Source organism: Rhizobium sp. WYCCWR 11128 (assembly GCF_013416305.1).
GTDB classification, from domain to species: Bacteria; Pseudomonadota; Alphaproteobacteria; order Rhizobiales; family Rhizobiaceae; genus Rhizobium; species Rhizobium indicum.
On the sequence record NZ_JACCEZ010000008.1, the window covers coordinates 35,452 to 55,606 of the forward strand.

The following is a 20,155-nucleotide window of genomic DNA, read 5'->3' on the forward strand; positions in this document are numbered from 1 at the left end:
GGTTCAGGCAGTTTCCTCTTCGAGTATTTTCACGGGCCGGTCCCACTGGATGAGCACGATACAGCCGGTCTCGCTCCAGACCGAGTGTTCGCTGCCCGGCGCGTTGACGATATAACTGCCGCTGATGTAATCGCCCGTCTCGTCGGATTGAACGCCATCGAGCACCAGGATGGTTTCGAGCCCCTCGTGGCGATGGCGGGGAACAGAGGCGCCGGGCTCATATTTCAACAGCGCCACGCCCGGCTGATCGGCCTCAAAAGGGCGGATCCAGTGAATGGTGACAGCATCGCGGAAAGGGCCGAATTCCAGCTCCTTCCAGCCGCCTGATGTCAGGCGTTCGCGGGTCGTTTCAGGCATGAGCGATGCTTTCCAGAATGTCGTCGACATGGGCGGTCCAGCCGACGATCGCGCCCTGGGCGCGGATCATGGCGATGGCGGCGGCTTTGAATTCGGGGAAATAACTTTCCGTCGCCTCCTCGGCGAGCAGGCATTCATAGCCGCGGTCGTTTGCTTCGCGCATCGTCGTCTGCACGCAGACTTCGGTGGTGACACCGGCAAAGACGAGCTGCTTGATGCCCTTCTGCTGCAACACGGTGCCGAGGTCGGTCGCGTAGAAGGCGCCCTTGCCGGGCTTTTCGATGACGACTTCGCCCTTCACAGGAGCAAGTTCCGGAAGAATTGCCGTGCCGGGTTCGCCCGAGATCAGGATGCGGCCCATCGGGCCTTGGTCGCCGATCCTGAGCGACGGATTGCCCCGGTCGCGTTTGGCCGGCGGCAGGTCGGAGAGATCAGGGCGGTGGCACTCCATCGTATGGATCACAGGCAGGCCGGCATTGCGGAAGCCCTGGATGAGGCGTTTGACATCGGGCACGATCCTGGTGATGCGGCTGACATCGTTGCCGAGGCTGGCGCCGAAACCGCCGGGCTCGGCGAAATCGCGCTGCATGTCGATGACGATGAGGGCGAGCTCATCGTGCTTCACCGGAAAGGCGAAAGGCTCTGCCTTGATCTCCATCATCAGTGATGTCCCGCCATGTGGGCGCCGATCACGCCGATATCGGCCGAGCGCGCCGGTGTCTCGTAAACCAGCTTGCCTTCCGAAATGACCATGATGCGGTCGGACATCTCGAGCAGTTCGTCGAGGTCTTCGGAGAGCAGCAGCACGGCGGCACCTAAATTGCGGGCCTTCATGATCCGGGCGCGGATTTCGGCAACGGCCGAGAAATCGAGGCCGAAACAAGGATTCGAGACGATCAGCAGATCTACCTCGCCCGTCAGTTCGCGGGCGAGCACCGCCCGCTGCACGTTGCCGCCCGAAAGTGCTGCGATCGGCGAGGAGGAAGAGGCCGTCTTGACCTTGAAGTCGGAGATCAGTGCCGACGCACGCTTCTTCATGCTGCCCTTGTTCAGCCAGATCGCGTCCTTGCCGTCCAGCTTCAAGTCGAAGGTGCGGAACGCAAGGTTCTCGCTCACGGTCATCTTGGGCGCGCAGGCATTCTGCAACGGCTCTTCGGGGATGAAACGCACCCTGTTCTTACGGGTCTCGTCACGGGTGGCGCCGTAAGTCTCGCCATTGACCATGACCTCGCCGCTATCGGTCGGGCGCTGGCCGGCCAGGATTTCCGTCAGCTCCTTCTGGCCGTTGCCCGATATGCCGGCGATGCCGACGATCTCGCCGGAGCGGACCGTCAGCGCGTCGATCTCGATCGTCTTCAGGCCGGAGCGATCCGGAGCTTTCACCTGGGTTACAGTGAGCACGGATTTGGCCGCTTCCGCCACCGGCAGACGGCTGTCGAGCTCGGCGAGCTTGACGTCGCCGATCATCATCGCCGCCATCTCGGCGGTGGAGAGCTCGCCGACCTTGCCGGTGCCGACCAGCTTGCCGCGCCGCAGGATCGAGACGGCATCAGCGAACTTCGTCACCTCGTGGAACTTGTGGGAGATCATCAGCACGGTGAGCTCGCCGCGCTCGGTCATCCCGCGGACGATGCCGAGCATCTCATCGGCTTCGGCCGGCGTCAGCACCGAGGTCGGCTCGTCGAGCACGAGGAAGGAGCGGCCGAGATAGAGCTGCTTGACGATTTCGAGTTTCTGTTTTTCGCCGGCCGCAAGCTCGCTCACCGGTCTGTCGAGCGGGATCTTGAACGGCATGCGCTCCATGAAACCCGCCAGATCCTTGCGTTCCCTGGCCCAGTTAATCACCGCGGGTACTTCGGTCCGGCTGATGACCAGGTTCTCAGCACCGGTGAGCGAGGGAACCAGTGTGAAATGCTGGTAGACCATGCCGAGCCCATAGGCCGCGGCATCCTTGGGTGAGGCGACCGCCACCTCGCGGCCGTCGACCGACAACGAGCCTGACGTTGCGTGATAGAAGCCCATGATGCATTTGACGAGTGTCGACTTGCCGGCGCCGTTTTCGCCGAGAAGCGCGTGAAAAGAGCCGGCCGGAACGGCGATCGAAACGTTGTCGAGCGCGGTGAACGAGCCGAAGCGCATGGTCATATCGAGCGTCTCGATGCCGACGGCCTTGCCGGCTTGCGGAAGGGGCGTGTCGCGGACTGTGCTCACTTCATTGCTCCTTTTCGACGATGATGGCGACGGGACCGCCGCCGGGCGGACCCTGGTGTTCGGCGCCGCCGGACACATAGAGATCGGTAATGCCGAAGATGCCGGCGAGAACGCCGCCGACGAAGGCACGGGCATGGCGGGTGCCTGCAATATCCGAGTCATCGAGCATCGTGTGGCGCCTGCCGCCGATCCTGCCGGACGGGTCCGGCTCGGCCTTGGCGAGAACCGCCGCCAGCCGGCTGTTTTCCGGCAGGCGTTCGCGGGCTTTACTGACGGAATGCGCGTCGATCGCATCCCGCATGACCGCGTGGTCGATCGACAGCGGACCGGACCATTTTGCGCTCATGCCGAGGACGATGATTTCGTGATCGGTGAGTTCGACCCCGGATGAGGTTGAGGCGCAGCGAGAAAAGAGATCGAAACGTGTGCAGATGTCGGCATCGCCGATCGATGTCGCATCTATCTCGCCGAGTGCCACGGCGACGCCGAGAGCCGAAGCGCCGCGCGAGAGGCCCATGGATTTCAGCGTGTCGTGGGTTGCGACCGTCCTGCCTGCTGCCTCGGCCTCGGCAATCCGGCGCGAGGTGAGCAGCGGACACTTGATCTGCACGAAATGGACATCGGCGGGATCATCGATGCCAGCATCCCTCATCGCGGACTTCACGCCTTCGGCAACGAGCAGGATCTGCTCCCGGCGCCCGAGATGTTCGGGGGGCAGCGCGGGGGTACGCGACACACCAATGGCCAGCGCCCGTTCGCCCGGGGTTTCTACGGTTTCACGCGCAAAAACCGTCCAATGCGGCGAGAGCGCCCCCTCGGTGCCGCCGGACATGATGATCGAGACGCCGTCGACGCCATATCTACTGAACAATGTCTCGAAGCTGCGGGTGGCATAACCGCGGGTAAAATCATTGACGCAGCCGTTGCCTTCCGTCTTGCCGAGAACGGCGACGACGTCGTTCGCCTGAAGGCCGCTGGCAAAGAGCGCCTCGACGCCGGCAACGTCATCGGGGCCGTCGGCTGGCACGCGAAAGACATGGGCACGCAATGACGGCATCAGGGCAGCGCCTCGACTAGAGCCGCGGAATTGGAGACCGAGCCGAAGACGCCGCCCTGCATCTTCACCATCTTGATGGCGGCGAGGTGATTTCCGTAGTCGGTCGCACCACAGCAGTCCTCCAGAAGCAGGCATTCGTAGCCGCGGTCGTTCGCCTCGCGCATCGTCGTCGAGACGCAGACATCGGTGGTGATTCCGGTGAGGATAATGTTCTCGATGCGCTTCTGGCTGAGGATGAGTTCGAGATCGGTGGCGCAGAACGAACCCTTTCCGGGCTTGTCGATGATCGTCTCGCCTTCGATCGGGTAGAGTTCGGGTATGATGTCCCAGCCGGGTTCGCCACGCGTCAGGATACGGCCGCAGGGGCCGGGATCGCCGATGCCGGCGCCGATGCGCTGCGAGCGCCAGCGTTTGTTGGCCGGCAGATCGGCGAGGTCGGGGCGGTGGCCCTCGCGGGTGTGGATGATGTGGTAGCCCTTGGCCCGCATGGCGGCCAGCACACGTTTGATCGGTTCGATCGGCGCCTGCACCAGCGACAGGTCGTAGCCCATGTGGTCGACATAGCCGCCCTTGCCGCAGAAGTCGGTCTGCATGTCGATGATGATGAGGGCGGTGTTATCAGGCCGCAGAGCGCCGTTATAGGGCCACGGATACGGATCGGCGTCGATAAAATGCCCCTTGGTGTCGACCATCGCGTCCATCATTCTCTCTCCTATTCCGCGGCAGGTTTGAGGGGTTCGCCGTAACGGCGCATCGGCTTGTCAAATCCGCAGGACGTGCCGTCTTTGACCTTTACCTCGTCTTCCCATGGCAGGCGGTATTTGCCGGCGACAAGGTCGTGCATGTAGGTGTAGGGCGCATCCTGGGCGCCGCCGGCGACGGCGACATAGCCGCGATGGCCGAACTGGTAGATATTGTTCTCCACCCCCCAGCCGAGCCGGGCCTCGCGCACCAGATCGGGACGCACCTCGGCGGTGATGATCTCGTTGACGCGGCCGGAGGTGCCGTGGGCGATGATCGTGCCGTCGAAATTGCAGATCATGCCTTCACCCATGGAATCGAAGGTGCCGTCCGAGCCGCACATGCAGACATTCGCGGTAACCATCAGGTTGCAGAAGGCGTTGGCCTGATTGGTGAAGCGCCAGGCATCGCGGATCGGCGCCGTGTAGCCGGCGGTGCGGATCATGATTTCGGCGCCCTTATAGGCGCATTCGCGCGCCATCTCCGGGAACATGCCGTCATGGCAGATGATCAGCGCAAGCTTGGCGCCCCGCGGGCCCTCGATGACAGTGATGCCAAGATTGCCGGGCTCCCAGGGCTCGACGGGGATCCAGGGATGCATCTTGCGATAATAGAGCTTCAGCTCGCCCTGGTCGTCGATGACGATGCCGGAATTATAGGGCATGCCGCCGGGATTGAGCTCCATGATCGAGAAGCAGCCCCAGATCCGGTTGTCGCTGCAGGCCTGCTTGAACGCAGCGACCTCCGGCCCGTCGAGCGTGCACATGATCTCCGGATTGATGTCCATGGAGAGGCCATGCAGCGCGTATTCGGGAAAGATGACGAGGTCCATGCCCGGCTGGTTGCGCCGTGCCTTGGCCACCAGATCGACGATCACCTGCGTCTGCTTTGCCAAGTCCGCTTTGGTGACGGTCACCGGCAGCTGGAGCTGAACGAGGCCGATGCCGACGCCGTGTTCGGATTTGTTGAGACCACCAAGTCCGTTCATCGGAAAGCTCCGTTATTTCGTGAGCGACAGCGCACCCGGCGCACCGGCGAGCGAACGGGTGGGCGAGGAGGTGGCAATCAGGATGATGAGGGTGAGCACGTAAGGCGCGGCGTAAAAAAGGTAGTAGCCTTGTGTGACGCCGACCGATTGCAGCGCCGGGCCGAGCGCGCCGGCACCGCCGAAAAGCAGGGCGGCCAGGAAACAGCCGATCGGGTTCCATCGGGCGAAGATGACGAGGGCCACGGCCATCAGGCCCTGACCCGACGAGATGCCTTCGTTCCAGGAGCCCGGATAATAGAGCGAGAGATAGGCGCCGCCGATTGCCGCCAGCGAGCCGCCCACTGCCGTCGCCAGCAAGCGAACCCGGTCCGGGTGGATGCCCATGGCCCGGGCCGCGTCGGTGCTATCGCCGACAACGCGCAGGATCAGGCCGATCCTGGTATTCTTGAAGGCCCAGAACAGGAAGAGGGCAAGTGCCGCGCCGATGAAGAACAGCACGTTGATATTGAGCGCCGCCTGGATCTGCGGAGTGCTCGACCAGCCGCCGAGCGCGATCGAGGGCAGTTTCGGCGCCACCGGCTGGATGAAGGATTTGCCGAGGAAGAACGCCATGCCGAGACCGAACTGCATCATGGCAATGCCGATGGCGATGTCGTTGACCTTCGGGAACTTGCAGATCCAGCCGTGGATGAGGCCGAAGATCGCGCCCGCCACCATTGCGGCCAGCACGCCGAGGGTGGGCGAGCCAGTGATGACGGCCACCGCATAGGCCGTCATGGCGCCGAAGACCAGCGTGCCTTCCAGGCCGAGATTGATGCGGCCGGAGCGTTCGGTGATCGCCTCGCCAAGGCTGACGAAGATGAAGGGGGTGGAAACGCGGATGGCGCCTGCGAAGATCGCCAGCGGCACGCCCCAGATGCCGATGCCTGTCTCTTCCATCAGAGGCTCCTTTTCCAGAGGTCGGGATTGAAGATCTTGAAGCGGCCATAGAAGGTCTCGCAGAACAGAATGACGATGAAGAGCGTGCCCTGCAGCACCAGAACCGTCGCATCCGGCAGGCCCATGCGCCGCTGGATGAGGCCGCCCGAGGCGTCGATGCCGCCGAGCAGGATCGCCACTGGAATGATCGCCAGCGGATTGTGTCTGGCGAGGAAGGCGACGAGGATGCCGGTATAACCATAGCCGGCGGCAAGCGAGGCATTGGCGCTTCCCTGCACCGCCGCCACTTCGATCATGCCCGCCAGGCCGGCAAAACTGCCGGCAAGCGCGGTAAATCCGACGATCAGCTTTCCGACCGGCAGTCCCTGGATCTGGGCGGCGCGCACGTTGCCGCCGGCGATGCGGGCGGCAAAACCGTAGCTCGTGGCCTCGATCACGATCCAGGAGACCACACAGGCGAGGATGCCGATGACCAGGCCCCAATGCACGTCCATGCCGGGAATATTGCCGAGCATATATTCCGCCGGCAGCGGTCTGGTCGACGGCTTGTTGAGGCTTGCCGGATCGCGCAGCAGCCCTTCGACGAACTGGTTCATCAGGGCAATGGCGATATAGGAGAGCAGCAGCGACGAGATGGTTTCGTTGACGCCGCGATAGTGGCGCAGGAAACCGGCAAGGCCGATCCAGATGCCACCGACCACCATGGCGGCGATCGCCATCAGAATGAGGGTGAGGAAGACGGGCGCGGTGCCGGCGAGCGGCAGAGCCATGGCTGCGGCGGCAACGCCGCCCAGCACGACCGCTCCTTCCCCGCCGATGATGACGAGGCCGAGACGGGCGGGCAGGGCGACGCAGAGTGCCGTCAGGAGAAGGGGTGCGGCACGACTTAAGCTGTTCTGCACCGAAAACCAGCTGCCGAAGCCGCCGGTGTACATCAGTTGGAAGAGGGTGGCCGGCGACTTGCCGACCGCCAGGATGAAGAGGGAGAAGAGCGCAAGACCGATCAGGATGGCCGCGAGGCCGATGACAACAGGCTCGGCCCGCCGCGCGATCCATTCGAGGACCGGGCGCAGGGAAGCCGGTTTTTCCACGATGGCTATTGCGGGATTATTGGCCTCGATGGTCATGGCGCTTCTCCCTTCGCGGTTTAGGCCGTGGACCCGACGACGCCCTCGACCAGATAATTCATGCTTTCGAGCTCGATCGCGTCTTCGGCGTAGCTCTTGTCGGCAGCCACGACGGTGTCGCCCTTGTTGTCCTTCAACGGTCCCTTGAAGACCGAGAAGCCGCCCTTCATCATGTCGGCCTGCGTGGCTTCGAAGGCCTTGCGGCCCTCAGCGGAAACACCGGGGCCAAGCGCGCTCATCTTCACGAAGCCGTCCTTCAGGCCGCCACGCACGAAATTGCCGAGCTTTTCGCCGGCCTGCGCCTTCTTGACAAAGTCGCTGTAGACGTTGCCCCAGGCCCATTCGGCGCCGGTGAGATATTTTTCGGGAGCAAGCGGGCTCTGGTTGGCGTGATAGCCGCAGACGAAGGCGCCGCGGCCGGCAGCCGTCTCGACGACCACTTTGGGGCTGTCGACGTGGCAGGTGATGACGTCGGCGCCCTGGTCGACCAGCGCATTGGTGGCTTCGGCCTCCTTGACGGCGAGCGACCATTCGCCGGTGAAAATCACCTGGCAGGTGATACCAGGATCGACTGTGCGCGCGCCAAGCAGGAAGGCGTTGATATTCTGCAGAACCTGCGGGATCGGCTTGGCGGCAACGAAGCCGATCTTCTTGCTCTTCGTCGCATGGCCGGCGGCAATGCCGTTCAGATACTGGCCCTGGAAGATATAGCCGAAGTAGGAGCCCGTATTGGCCGGGTTCTTGCCTTCCTGCCAGAGGCCGCCACAGTGGCGGAACTGGATATCGGGATGTTTGGCGGCCACTGCCAGCATGTGTGGGTCGAAGTAGCCGAAGGAGGTCGGAAAGAGCAGGGTCGCGCCATCCAGGTTGATCATGGATTCCATCGTCTTCTGGACGTCGACGGTCTCCGGCACGTTCTCTTCTTCGACCAGCGTCACACCAGGCATCGCCTTGATGACGGCCGCACCTTCGGCATGCGCCTGGTTGTAGCCGTAGTCGTCCTTGGGGCCGACATAGATGAAGCCGACGGTCAGCGCGGTTTGGGCTGCGGCGGAGGAGGCGATCAGGCCCGGCATGGCGCCGGCAAGCGCACCGGCAGCGGAAGCCTGGAGAAAATTGCGGCGGTTCATGGAAAGGAGTTTGGTCATCGGAAATGCTCCTTGCGGCGCTGGGCCGGTTGTGAACGGGTACAGAAAAGTGCATGCAATGCACGTGCCAGAAATTAATCTGTTGTTTTTTATAGTTTATCCTTTCCAGTAAGATTTGCGCATTGCAAAGTGCATACAGATTGATCGAATTCTTGCGCAAAAAGTAATCAATAGATATTTCTTGTTCATTATGACTGCGTGGTTGGCACAAAGTTGAGTTACCCGAGGTATCTCGTGCATCAGAAAGCGAAAATTTAACAATATCTTCGCCGCCAGATTTGACTTATCGAGTCTCGAACGTCATCTGTATGCAGAGCATTGAGGTGAGCAGATTCGTATCGTGAAGCAGACCAGGCGCAGAGAAGTGATCCGTACCGGAACCACCGTCGAACAGATGGTGCGGGCGATTGCCGACATGATCGTCACGGGTGAAATCCTGCCGGGCGCGAAGCTGGACGAGGTGTCGCTCGCGGTTCGTTTCGACGTTTCGCGCACGCCGGTGCGCGAGGCTCTGCGTGAGCTGGGCGCCATGGGATTGATTGCGCGCGAGCCGAACCGCAGTGCCATCGTGACCAATGTCACCGAAGCCTATCTGCATTCGATGTTCGAGGCGATGGCGGAACTCGAAGCGATCTGCGCCAGGCTCTCGGCCGAGCGTATGACGGTCGATGAACGGCGCGCGCTGGAGTTGGAACATCGGGGATCGGTGAGGCTCGTGCATGCCGGCGCGGAAGAAGAATATTCGGCTCACAATACCGAATTTCACACCCGGCTTTATCACGGCGCGCATAATGATCATGTCTTCGAGATGGTGACCCAGACACGGGCGCGGCTCGCGCCTTTTCGGCGGGCGCAGTTCCGCCTGCCCGGGCGTCTGGCAAAATCCTATGAGGAGCACGGCCGGATCGTCACTGCGATCATGCGCGCGGACGCAGCCGCCGCGGGGCAGGCGGCATATTCCCATGTGGAAATTGTCAGCGATGCCAGCGCGGTCTTTGCAACGCCCGGGGAGTAAAAGGGGCGCGACGCCCGAAATCAGGCGCCGCTACGAAGGCGAAAAAACCACGGCCGGCAAACGCCGAGGTTATGTCCCGATCTCTACTCCGCGGCTTCGATGAAGCGGTGTCGTTCGTAGAGGAACTTCAGCACGGCTTCACGGCATTTGAGATATGTCCGGTCGGAGGCGAGTTCGATGCGATTGCGGGGACGGGGCATGGTCACATCGAGCACTTCGCCGATGCGGGCCGCCGGGCCGTTGGTCATCATGACGATGCGATCGGACAGCAGCACCGCCTCATCGACATCATGGGTGATCATCACCATCGTGTTGCCGAGGCGAGCGTGGATTTCCGTCACCGCGTCCTGAAGATGCGCGCGGGTCAGCGCATCGAGAGCCCCGAACGGCTCGTCGAGCAGAAGGATCTTCGGCTCCATTGCAAGCGCGCGGGCGATGCCGACGCGCTGTTTCATGCCGCCTGAAATTTCCGAAGGCCGCTTATCCCTTGCATGCGCCATCTGCACGAGGTCGAGGTTGGCCATCACCCACTCATGCCGCTCGGCCTTGGTCTTCGTTCGGCTGAAGAGTTTGGAGACGGCGAGATTGACGTTCTCGTAGACCGTCAGCCAGGGCAGCAGCGAGTGGTTCTGGAAGACGACGGCGCGCTCCGGCCCCGGTCCGTTGACCTCACGGTTTTCAAGCAGCACGGCGCCTGCCGAAACCGGGGTCAGGCCGGCGATGAGGTTGAGCAGGGTGGACTTGCCGCAGCCCGAATGGCCGATGATCGAGACGAATTCGCCCGCGGAAATCGTCAGGTTGATGTCCTTCAGGACCTCGGCGCGCACGCCGCCCCGATCGAAATGTTTGTCGATATGGTCGAGCTTCAGATAGGCGTTCATAGGTGCGTTCCTCAGTTGGCCATGGCGCCGCGGGTGATGAGTTTGCCGAGTGCTGCCACCAGCTTGTCGAGGGCGAAGCCGACGATGCCGATATAGGCGAGCGCGACGATGATGTCCGGAAGGCGCGACGAGTTCCATGCGTCCCAGATGAAGAAGCCGATGCCGACGCCGCCCGTCAGCATTTCTGCCGCGACGATGGCGAGCCAGGAGAGGCCGACGCCGATCCTGAGGCCTGTGAAGATGTAAGGCGCTGCCGAAGGCAGCATGATCTTCCAGAAAAACTCGAACTGGTTGAGGCGCAGCACCTCGGCGACATTGCGGTAGTCCTGCGGGATATTACGCACGCCGACGGCGGTGTTGATGATCACCGGCCAGATCGACGTGATGAAGATCACGAAGATCGCCGAGGGGTTGGAATCCTGGAAGGCTGCGAGCGAAAGCGGCAGCCAGGCGAGCGGCGGAACCGTGCGCAGCACCTGGAAGATCGGATCGAGGCCACGCATCGCCCAGACCGACTGGCCGATGATCGCACCGATGATGACGCCTGTGACCGCGGCAAGCCCAAAGCCATAGAGAACGCGCTGCAGCGAAATGAGCACGCGCCAGCCGAGCCCGATATCCTGGGAGCCGTAGTTGAAAAACGGATAGGCGATCAGGTCATAGCTATCCTGCCAGACCCGATGCGGCGAGGGCAAAGACGCATCCGCCGACGAACAGAGCACCTGCCAGACGAGCAGGATGAGAGCCAGCACGACGACTGGCGGAACGACGTTACGAAGGGCGGTCAGTGCCGCTCGACGAAAATCGATCCGCGATCCGTGCTTGCCGGAAAATGGCAGAACCTTTGCCGCCAGCTTGGCAGAGGCGGCCGTGGAGGGATTTTCTTTATTTGCCAGGGCGGACATCAACGCGCTCCTCACGTGAATGAAAGGCCGGCGCGCCCGTTGCGCGCCGGAGCGGATCAGGAGACAGCCTTGATCGAAAGGCTGTCGAGATAGGCGGAGGGATTTTCGGGGTCGAAGACCTTGCCGTCGAAGAAAGTCTCCTTGCCGCGAGAAGACGATGCGGGAATATCGGCCGCCGCGACGCCGAGATCCTTGGCGGCCTCGCGCCAGATGTCTTCGCGGTTCACCTGGTTGACCAGCGCCTTGACGTCGGTGCTCGCCGGCAGATTTCCCCAGCGGATGTTTTCCGTCATGAACCAGGTATCGTGGCTCTTGAACGGATAGGAGGCGCCGTCTTTCCAGAACTTCATATAGAGGTCGGTGGCTTTGACATCGCGGCCGTTGCCATAATTGATGTCGCCCTTGAGGCGGCCGAGCACGTCCTTCGTCGGAACGTTGAACCATTGGCGCTTGCCGAGAATGTCAGCCATCTCCGCCTTGTTGTCCATGCTTTCGCACCACTGCTGAGCCTCCATGACGGCCATCAGCAGGGCCTTGGCAGCGTTGGGATTCTGTTCGATCCAGTCGGCGCGCAGTCCGAGCGCCTTTTCAGGATGACCCTTCCAGAGCTCGCCGGTGGTGGCTGCGGTAAAGCCGATGCCCTGGTTGACGAGCTGCTCGTTCCACGGTTCGCCCACACAGAAGACGTCCATGTTGCCGACCTTCATGTTGGCAACCATCTGCGGCGGCGGCACGACGATGGTCGAAACGTCCTTGTTCGGATCGATGCCGCCGGCGGCGAGCCAGTAGCGGATCCAGAGGTCATGGGTACCGCCCGGGAAGGTCATGGCGGCCTTGATCTCCTTGCCCTCCGCCTTCTTTTTCTCGAATGCCGCCTTCAGCTTGGAGGAATCCAGTTGCACGCCGGTGTCGGCATATTCCTTGGCGACGGAAATACCCTGGCTGTCGAGGTTGAGCCGGGCGAGGATAGCCATCGGCACCGGCTTATTGTTCTGCGTCACCTTGCCGGTATGCATGAGATAGGGGAGCGGCGACAGGATATGCGCACCGTCGATGCCGTTTGCTGCGCCGCCCAGCACGAGATTGTCGCGGGTCGCACCCCAGGATGCCTGTTTGGCCACATCCGTTTCCGGAAGGCCATGCTTGTCGAAAAAGCCCTTTTCCTTGGCGATGATCAACGGTGCGGAATCGGTGAGAGCGATAAAGCCGAGCTTGACACCTTTCACCTCAGGGCCTGCTCCGGCTGCGAAGGCGCCGGACGGAAAGGCAGCCTTGACGGCGCCGATGAGGGCAGCCGCTGCGGTCGTCTTAAGCATGCTGCGGCGGGTAATGCCGCTTGTCGAAATCCCAGTCTGCAAATTCTTTGTCATGCGCAGGTTCCCTCTGCTGGCTGAATCTGGACACAAAAAAACGCCGCCGGAAATTGCGTCCAGGGGATGGGAGTATCCCGGAGCAAAGACCTTGCGACGTCGGTGTCTAATGTAGGCGCTTATGCCGCGCCTATCCGCGCCGGTCGCCGTTGACCGATGCGCATCTGAACCTGCAATCAGCGTGCCAATTTCGAAAGGAGATGGTAACGGCATGAAGCAAAAGGAGAAATGCGAAGAATTGACGAATGCCTATTTCTTAGGCTTTGTTATTTTCTGCTTCTACTTTGTGCGCTTGCTAACGTAATCGCAGCCATGGGAGCGCTCTATTTGTGCAGTGCACGCAATATGGAAGTCGCGATGACGCACCGCAGAGCGGATTCTGCCCGCATTATTCGTCGGCATTTGCCGGCGGCAAAGCTCAGGCGGGAAGGGCAAGTGGCGATTGCCTCGCCATCTTCATTGCAGCAAAGATACGAGGCCGTAGAACGCCGCGGATATTGCTGCAGCCGCCGGCATCGTGATGATCCAGGCGATCACGATGTTGCCGGCCAATCCCCAGCGCACAGCTGAGACACGACGAGCCGCGCCCACTCCGATGATAGCTCCGGTGATGGTATGCGTCGTCGAAACGGGAATACCGAGCCAGGTCGCTCCGAAGAGTGTCAACGCTCCGCCGGTCTCCGCGCAGAAACCTTGCATGGGGTTGAGCCGGGTGATCTTCGACCCCATGGTATGAACGATCCGCCATCCGCCAAAGAGCGTACCGAGAGCCATTGCCGACTGGCAGGTAATGACCACCCAGAAAGGCACGTAGAATGTCGGGCCAAGATATCCCTGGCTGAACAGGAGCACCGCGATGATGCCCATCGTCTTCTGCGCATCGTTTCCGCCGTGGCCCAGCGAGTAGAGCGAAGCGGATACGAACTGCATGATGCGAAATGTGCGATCCACCGCAAACGGTGTTTGCCGGACGAATAGCCAGGAGACTGCGAGCACCAGCACCAGGGCAAGCAGAAAGCCGATGGCTGGCGATACGAAAATAGCACCGACGGTTTTTAGAAGGCCGTTCCAGACGATCGAGTTGAAGCCCACCTTTGCGAGACCAGCCCCCACCAGCCCACCGACAAGCGCATGCGACGAGCTCGACGGAATCCCGAAAATCCAGGTGATGATATTCCAGATGATCGCGCCCATGAGTGCTGCGAAGATCACTTGTGGCGAAACGATCGCAGGATCGATGATGCCGGTCCCCAGTGTTTCGGCGACATGCAGGCCGAAGAACAGGAATGCGATGAAATTGAAGAACGCCGCCCAGGCGACGGCATATTGTGGCCGCAGGACGCGGGTCGAGACGATCGTGGCGATCGAATTGGCCGCGTCATGCAGACCATTGAGAAAGTCGAAGAACAGGGCGATAACGACCAGGCCGACCAGCAGCGGCAGAGCGAGGGAGGCATCCATCAGACGTTCTCGATGAGAATGCCGCTGATTTCATTGGCGACATCCTCGAAGCGGTCGACGACTTTCTCCAGTTCTCCGTAGATTTCGCTTCCGATCATGTAGGCCATCGCATTGCCGCTGGCGCCATGACGCAAGAACAGATCCTTCAAACCCTGGTCGTAGAGCTCATCGGAACGTCCCTCCACTCGGGTGACTTCCTCCGCGATGGCCGTGAGACGCTGCGCATTGGCTCCCAATCTGTCGAGGAGAGGTATCGCTTCCGCGACAAGGTTTGCCGCCTTGACGATTTCGCTGCCCATCTGCTGCATGAGCGGATCGAAGCTCGATTGTTCGAACAAACGGATCGTCTTGACTGCCTTGTGCATCATGTCGATCGCATCATCCATCGACTGAATAAGGTCCTTGATGTCACCCCGGTCGAAGGGCGTGATGAAGCTTCGTCGAACGGCAAGAAGAACCTCACGCGTGACATCGTCGGCCTCGTTTTCCAATGTGACGATGCGTTCGCAGTTTTTCTCAACGTCATTGCCCTTCAGGAGTTGATCGAGGGCATGCGCGGCGGCAACGACAGTCTTCGAGTGCTTGGAAAACATCTCAAAGAATCTGTCTTCCCGTGGCATCAGCTTGCGAAAAATGCTCATCATGCCTGGGAACCTTCCTCGTGCGGCCGATTGTCATAAATCTGTCATAAACACGCCCAGGCAATTGAAGCAACAAGCAAATTCGGCAATTCATTCGTTATGACACCGAGCAAAAAAAGCAGGAAGCCTCGACCGGACAAATCCCAGCCACTGCTACGGCAGCTCGCTGCTGTTCCTGAAACGCTGTTCGCCGGTGCATTCCGTCAACAATACGGCGCACTTTGCTTCCGCCACGGCAATGCCGGATCCGAGGTCGAAATCCTGGTGATCACATCGCGCGAGAGCGGGCGCTGGGTCATCCCGAAAGGGTGGCCGATGAAAGGGAAAAAGCCTTTCGAAGCAGCAGCAATCGAGGCCTGGGAGGAGGCAGGCGTGCGCGGGGTAGTGAAGAAGAAACCGGTCGGCCGCTATACCTATCTGAAAGAACTCGACAATGGCGATGTGGCGCCCTGTATCGTCGACATGTTTCAGATTGAAGTCACGGACATCAGCGGCGATTTCAAGGAGCGGGGTCAGCGTATTCTCGAATGGGTCAGCCCGGATGAAGCGGCACGCCGCGTTCGCGAGATCGAACTCAAGTCGCTGCTCGTCCAATTTGAAGCGCACGGCCGAAAAAAGCCTGATCGCGGCTGACCTTCTTCGCCGGCACGTTGCAGCGCCGCGCGTCTTTTATCGCTCGAATGGTTCGCCGAGCGAAGCAACGCCATTCAGTTTCAGCAGGCGGCGGTCGGCGGAGATGATGCCGAGCACGATGATCGTGACGAGATACGGCAGGCTCGAGAGCAGCTGCGAGGGAACGTCCAGTCCGGTTGCCTGGGCAGCAAGCCCCATCAGCGAGACCGCACCGAAAAGGCAGGCGCCGAGAAAGATGCGGCCGGTGAGCCAAGTCCCGAAGACGACGAGGGCAATCGCGATCCAGCCGCGCCCGGCGATCATCCCGTCGGCCCAGAGCGGTGTATAGACCACCGACGCATAGGCGCCGGCGAAACCAGCCATCGCACCGCCGAAGGCGATGGCGAGGACGCGGACTGATATCACCGAATAGCCGATGGCGTGAGCGGCCTTCGGGTTCTCGCCGACGGCGCGGACGATAAGACCAAGCTTGCTGTAGGCAAATATCGCCCACAAAGCCAGCGTCGCGGCGAGTGAAATCCACACGACGATGTCCTGGACGAAAAGGCCACCGATAACCGGCAATTCCGAAAACCCGGGAAGGGCGAGCTTCGGAAGTCCCCTGACCGTGAGGCTTTCATAGGTCTTGCCGAAAAGCGCGGAAAGGCCCTGGCCGAGAATGCCGATGGCAAGGCCCGCCGCCACCTGGTTTGCCCGGAATCCAAGGGTGACGAAGGCAAAGAGCAGTGAAAGGACAGCGCTGCCGAGCCCGGCGACGACGAATCCCAGGAGATGTCCGCCGCCCTGGTAGACGATAATGAAGGCGAGCACGGCACCGAAGGCCATCAATCCCTCGACCCCGAGGTTGAGGACGCCGGCGCGCTCGGCCACCATTTCGCCGAGGGCTGCCAGAAGAAACGGGGTCGCAGCCGCGAGCATGCCGGCAAGAATGAACTCGATGGCGTTCATGATGGGCTCCGGTGAGCGGCGCGGCGCCGTTCAAGGCGATAGCGCACGAAGGCGACGGCGATCAGGTAGGCGAGCAGCAGGCTGCCCTGGAAGACACGGACGGCAGCGATCGGCAGGTTGGCCGAGACCATGGCATTGTCGCCACCGATATAGATGACCGCCATGACCAGCGCCGAGACCACGATGCCGATCGGATGCAGGCCGCCGAGATAGGCGACGATGATGGCCGCATAGCCATAACCGCTCGCGACCGAACGCTGCAGCTGGCCGAGCGGACCGGCGACTTCGGCGGCACCGGCAAGACCGGCCGCAAAACCGCCGATCAGCAGCGAAAGCCAGATCGCCCAACCTTCCTTGAAGCCGGCATAGCCGGCAGCCCGCGGCGCCAGACCGCCGACCTGCAGCTTGTAACCGATGAAGCTCCTCTGCATGAAGACCCAGGCCGCAACCGACAAAGCGAGCGTGATGAGGAATGAGACATTGACGCGGGTACCGGCGATCAGGGTCGGCACCATCGCATCGTACTGAAACATCACCGACTGGGGGAAGTTGAAGCCATTCGGATCTTTCCAGGGGCCGAGCAGCAGATAGTTCAGCAGCTGCGCCGCAACGAGGCTCAGCATCAAAGAAACGAGGATCTCGTTGGCATTGAGGCGTACGCGCCAGAAGGCGGTGAGAGAAGCCCAGAGAGCGCCGCCGATGGCGCCGAGCAACAGCATCGCCGGCCAGATCCATTGGCCTGTTGCCTGGGGAAACCAGACCGGAATGGCAGAGGCGAAGATCGCGCCAAGAATGAACTGGCCTTCGGCGCCGATGTTGAAGACCTTGGCGCGAAAGCCGATCGCCAGTCCTTGGGCGATGAGCAGGAGCGGACCTGCCTTCAAAAGCACTTCCGAAAATGACGCCCAGGAAAGGAAGGGCTCGAAAAGCATCGCATAGACGACCGCGACAGGGTCGCGGCCCATCAAAACATAGAGGCCGAGATTAAGTGCGATCGCTCCCCCGAGCGCTATGACAGGTGCGCACAGGGCCGCGGCAAGCGAAGCGCGCTCCCGGCGGACCAGGGTGGGAACGAAAGCAAGGGACCAAGCGCTCATATATGGACTTTCTCGGGCGAGGCTTGTGCCCCGATCATGTATCGGCCGATCTCCTCGGGCTTCGTGTCCCGCGTTGCGAGCGACGGGCTGAGCCGGCCGTGGTGCAGCACCTGGATGGAATCGCAGAGCTCGAACAGCTCTTCCAGCTCCTCGGAAATGACGAGGATCGCCATGCCCTGATTGCGCAATGCGACCAGACGGCTGCGGATGGCGGACGCGGCGCCGATATCGACGCCCCAGGTCGGCTGCGCCAGGAAAAGCAATTTCGGAGACAGCATGATTTCGCGGCCAACGATGAACTTCTGCAGATTGCCGCCCGACAGGGTGCCGGCTTCCGCATCCGGGCCGAGTGTGCGCACATCATACTGACGGATGCAATCATCGGTGAACGCCAGCGCCCGCGCCCTGTCGACGAGACCGTGCCGCAAAAGCTTGAGCGGATGGGCCGTCAGCAGGCTGTTGAGGACGAGCGACATTTCGGGCACGGCGCCACGTCCGAGCCGGTCTTCCGGAACGAAGGCAAATCCGAGCGTCCGTCGTGCGGCGGCATCGAGCCTGCCGACATCCATCCCCATCATGTAGATCCGGTCGCGCTGGTCGCGCCCCAGCACCGTCTCGCCTGAAATCAACGCGGCAAGCTCGCTTTGGCCGTTGCCCGAAATACCGGCGATCCCGAGGATTTCACCGGCACGAACCTCGAGGCTGATGCCGGAGAGCGGCACCGCGAAGGGATCGTCGGGCTGATAGTCCAAACCGATGATCTCCAGCCGCTTTTCGCCACCAGACAGTGGCAGCGCCGCCATCGGCGCCGGCATGTCATGGCCGATCATCATGCGGGCAAGGTCATGGGCATCATGTTCACGCGGGTCGACATCCCCGGTCACGCGTCCGCCGCGCAGGATCGTCGCCCGATCGCAGTTCGCCCGGATTTCTTCGAGCTTGTGGGAGATCAACAGGATGGAAACACCGCCGTCGCGCAGCCGACGCAGCGTGTCGAAGAGCCTCTCCACCAGTTGCGGCGGCAGGACGGAGGTGGGCTCGTCGAGGATCAGCAGTTTCGGATTGGTCATCAGGCTTCGGATGATCTCCACCCGTTGCCGCTCGCCGACGGACAGCGCATGCACATGGGCAAGCGGGTCGACTTCGAGGCCGAATTCCCGTCCAAGCGTCCGAATGCGGTCCTTGAGCTCAGCCTTGCGGCCCGGCACGACCAGTCGAATATTCTCCAGGACGGTCAGGGTCTCGAACAGCGAGAAATGCTGGAACACCATGCCGATGCCGTTGCGCCTCGCCTCGGCGGGGGAGGCGAGGCGCAAAGGGTTTCCTTCCCAGATGACCTCTCCGTCGTCAGGTTGCTCGACGCCGTAGATCAGTTTCATCAGCGTCGATTTTCCCGCCCCGTTTTCCCCGAGGATCGCATGAATCGATTGCGGCGCCACGTCCAGATCGATGGCCTGATTGGCATGGATCTGGCCGTAGCTCTTCGAAATGCCGCGCAGCGACAGGAGCGGGGTAGTCATGACTTATTTCGGCAGCGGCGTGGACACGCCCTTGACGTGCCAGTTCATGGCGATGATCTCGGGGTCGGCCATGGTCGCGCCCGATGCGACAGCTTCGCTGCCGTCGGCCTTGGCGATCGGTCCGGTGAAGGGCGAGAAGCTGCCGTCGGCGATCTTTACCTCGATCTCCTTGATCTTGGTCATCACGTCCGCCGGAATATCAGGATTCCAGTCGACCACTTCGACGACCTTGTCGGCAACGCCGAGGAACGCATTGGCGCCCTTGAACGTGCCGGCGAGATGGGCATCGACCGAAGCCTTGAAGAACGGCGACCAGTCCGTCGCGATGCAGCCGAGATAGGTCTTCGGCGCATATTTCTTCATCGAAGAGTTGAGGTTGAAGGCGTAGACGCCGGCTTCCTCACAGGCCGAGATGACAGACGGCGTGTCCTGGGCGTTGGAGAAGATCACGTCGCACTTCTGCGCGATCAGAGCCTTGGCGGCTTCCTGCTCCTTGGCCGGATCGAACCATGAGTTCACCCAGACCACCGAGACCTCGATATCGGGTTTGACGGCCTGGGCGCCGAGCGTAAAGGCGTTGATCGAGGTAATGAGCTCGGGGATGGCAAAGGCGGAGACAGAGCCGAGTTTGCCGGTCTTGGAAAGTGCTGCCGCAGCCATGCCGAGCAGATAGGTGCCCTGGAAATACTTGGCGGCGAAGGGCGAGAAGTTCGGAGCGACCTGGAAGCCGGAGGCGTGCAGAACCGTGACGCTTGGATCTCGGCGGGCGATCTGCAAGGCACCGTTCTGATAACCGAAAGAGCCGGCAACCAGGAACTTGTTTCCGTCGGCGACGGTCTTGTTCATGATGCGGTCGGCGTCCGGGCCTTCCGCGATATTCTCGAGCACGGTGACCTTCACCTTGTCGCCGTAAGCGGCCTTGATCGGCTCGAGGCCGGCGGCAAGTGCGTGCCCCCAGCCAACGTCGCCGACAGGCGAGGGGATTACCAGCGTGATGCCGAGTGGCTCGTCGGCGGCAAAAGCAAGCCGGCTGCCGAGCGCGCCGGCGAGGCCGGTGGCGGCAGCGGCCGTCATAAGATTTCTGCGGGTCAGTTTGGTCATGTTCTCAGTTCCCTC

General features: G+C 61.6%; 20 protein-coding genes. 2 read left to right on the forward strand and 18 right to left on the reverse strand.

Annotation, left to right across the window (positions count from 1 at the left end; translation table 11 throughout):
- Positions 1–3: 3 nt before the first annotated feature.
- From HX898_RS22850 to HX898_RS22890, 9 genes are read right to left on the reverse strand one after another with little or no spacing between them, the layout of a single operon-like run.
- A complete protein-coding gene (locus HX898_RS22850; RefSeq protein WP_138334656.1) occupies positions 4–357 on the reverse strand; it encodes a cupin domain-containing protein in 354 nt (117 codons plus the stop codon).
- On the reverse strand, positions 350–1,018 hold the full coding sequence (locus HX898_RS22855; protein ID WP_138390105.1) for a cysteine hydrolase: 669 nt from the start codon (positions 1,016–1,018) through the stop codon (positions 350–352). The genes HX898_RS22850 and HX898_RS22855 overlap by 8 nt, the downstream gene beginning before the upstream one ends.
- Positions 1,018–2,568 (reverse strand): ABC transporter ATP-binding protein, encoded by a 1,551-nt coding sequence (locus HX898_RS22860; RefSeq protein WP_180195823.1) that lies wholly within the window; start codon positions 2,566–2,568, stop codon positions 1,018–1,020. The genes HX898_RS22855 and HX898_RS22860 overlap by 1 nt, the downstream gene beginning before the upstream one ends.
- A gap of 1 nt (position 2,569) precedes the next feature.
- The gene (gene atzD, locus HX898_RS22865; protein ID WP_180195824.1) at positions 2,570–3,625 is read right to left on the reverse strand and encodes a cyanuric acid amidohydrolase; all 1,056 of its coding nucleotides are present in this window, start codon (positions 3,623–3,625) and stop codon (positions 2,570–2,572) included.
- Positions 3,625–4,326 carry an isochorismatase family cysteine hydrolase gene (locus tag HX898_RS22870; RefSeq protein ID WP_171600097.1) on the reverse strand — a complete coding sequence of 234 codons (702 nt, stop codon included), beginning with the start codon at positions 4,324–4,326 and terminating at the stop codon, positions 3,625–3,627. The genes atzD and HX898_RS22870 overlap by 1 nt, the downstream gene beginning before the upstream one ends.
- A gap of 11 nt (positions 4,327–4,337) precedes the next feature.
- Positions 4,338–5,354, reverse strand: coding sequence for a formamidase (locus HX898_RS22875; protein WP_180195825.1), 1,017 nt, complete (start codon positions 5,352–5,354; stop codon positions 4,338–4,340).
- 12 nt (positions 5,355–5,366) lie between these two features.
- On the reverse strand, positions 5,367–6,293 hold the full coding sequence (locus HX898_RS22880) for an ABC transporter permease (RefSeq protein WP_180195826.1): 927 nt from the start codon (positions 6,291–6,293) through the stop codon (positions 5,367–5,369).
- Positions 6,293–7,420 (reverse strand): ABC transporter permease, encoded by a 1,128-nt coding sequence (locus HX898_RS22885; protein ID WP_171600085.1) that lies wholly within the window; start codon positions 7,418–7,420, stop codon positions 6,293–6,295. Before HX898_RS22885 ends, HX898_RS22880 begins: the two co-directional genes overlap by 1 nt.
- 20 nt (positions 7,421–7,440) lie before the next feature.
- Positions 7,441–8,568 (reverse strand): BMP family ABC transporter substrate-binding protein, encoded by a 1,128-nt coding sequence (locus HX898_RS22890; protein WP_130795157.1) that lies wholly within the window; start codon positions 8,566–8,568, stop codon positions 7,441–7,443.
- A gap of 340 nt (positions 8,569–8,908) precedes the next feature.
- Between HX898_RS22890 and HX898_RS22895 the strand changes: the two genes are divergently transcribed.
- Positions 8,909–9,583 carry a GntR family transcriptional regulator gene (locus HX898_RS22895; protein ID WP_138390098.1) on the forward strand — a complete coding sequence of 225 codons (675 nt, stop codon included), beginning with the start codon at positions 8,909–8,911 and terminating at the stop codon, positions 9,581–9,583.
- An 83-nt stretch (positions 9,584–9,666) separates the two neighbouring features.
- Here HX898_RS22895 and HX898_RS22900 read toward each other — a convergent pair whose 3' ends face one another.
- The 5 genes from HX898_RS22900 to HX898_RS22920 form a co-directional block, all read right to left on the reverse strand.
- Positions 9,667–10,464 (reverse strand): ABC transporter ATP-binding protein, encoded by a 798-nt coding sequence (locus HX898_RS22900; protein ID WP_180195827.1) that lies wholly within the window; start codon positions 10,462–10,464, stop codon positions 9,667–9,669.
- A gap of 11 nt (positions 10,465–10,475) precedes the next feature.
- Positions 10,476–11,369: a nitrate ABC transporter permease gene (gene ntrB / locus HX898_RS22905; protein WP_003555561.1), complete on the reverse strand. Its 894-nt coding sequence runs from the start codon at positions 11,367–11,369 to the stop codon at positions 10,476–10,478.
- Positions 11,370–11,425: 56 nt separating this feature from the next.
- Positions 11,426–12,739 (reverse strand): CmpA/NrtA family ABC transporter substrate-binding protein, encoded by a 1,314-nt coding sequence (locus HX898_RS22910; RefSeq protein WP_138390097.1) that lies wholly within the window; start codon positions 12,737–12,739, stop codon positions 11,426–11,428.
- Positions 12,740–13,195: 456 nt separating this feature from the next.
- The gene (locus HX898_RS22915) at positions 13,196–14,200 is read right to left on the reverse strand and encodes an inorganic phosphate transporter (RefSeq protein WP_180195828.1); all 1,005 of its coding nucleotides are present in this window, start codon (positions 14,198–14,200) and stop codon (positions 13,196–13,198) included.
- Entirely contained in the window at positions 14,200–14,844 is a 645-nt protein-coding gene (locus HX898_RS22920; protein WP_017958149.1) for a DUF47 domain-containing protein, read from the reverse strand. The genes HX898_RS22915 and HX898_RS22920 overlap by 1 nt, the downstream gene beginning before the upstream one ends.
- A gap of 96 nt (positions 14,845–14,940) precedes the next feature.
- Here HX898_RS22920 and HX898_RS22925 point away from each other — a divergent pair, with 96 nt between their 5' ends.
- Positions 14,941–15,474 carry an NUDIX hydrolase gene (locus tag HX898_RS22925; protein ID WP_180195829.1) on the forward strand — a complete coding sequence of 178 codons (534 nt, stop codon included), beginning with the start codon at positions 14,941–14,943 and terminating at the stop codon, positions 15,472–15,474.
- Between the two features lie 36 nt (positions 15,475–15,510).
- On the opposite strand, the gene HX898_RS22930 is transcribed toward HX898_RS22925, so the two are convergent.
- From HX898_RS22930 to HX898_RS22945, 4 genes are read right to left on the reverse strand one after another with little or no spacing between them, the layout of a single operon-like run.
- The gene (locus tag HX898_RS22930; protein WP_180195830.1) at positions 15,511–16,422 is read right to left on the reverse strand and encodes an ABC transporter permease; all 912 of its coding nucleotides are present in this window, start codon (positions 16,420–16,422) and stop codon (positions 15,511–15,513) included.
- Positions 16,419–17,519, reverse strand: coding sequence for an ABC transporter permease (locus HX898_RS22935; RefSeq protein WP_180195831.1), 1,101 nt, complete (start codon positions 17,517–17,519; stop codon positions 16,419–16,421). The genes HX898_RS22930 and HX898_RS22935 overlap by 4 nt, the downstream gene beginning before the upstream one ends.
- The gene (locus HX898_RS22940; protein ID WP_180195832.1) at positions 17,516–19,039 is read right to left on the reverse strand and encodes an ABC transporter ATP-binding protein; all 1,524 of its coding nucleotides are present in this window, start codon (positions 19,037–19,039) and stop codon (positions 17,516–17,518) included. The genes HX898_RS22935 and HX898_RS22940 overlap by 4 nt, the downstream gene beginning before the upstream one ends.
- Before the next feature lie 3 nt (positions 19,040–19,042).
- Positions 19,043–20,140, reverse strand: a complete 1,098-nt coding sequence (locus HX898_RS22945; protein ID WP_017958144.1) for a BMP family ABC transporter substrate-binding protein — start codon at positions 20,138–20,140, stop codon at positions 19,043–19,045.
- Positions 20,141–20,155 lie beyond the last annotated feature (15 nt).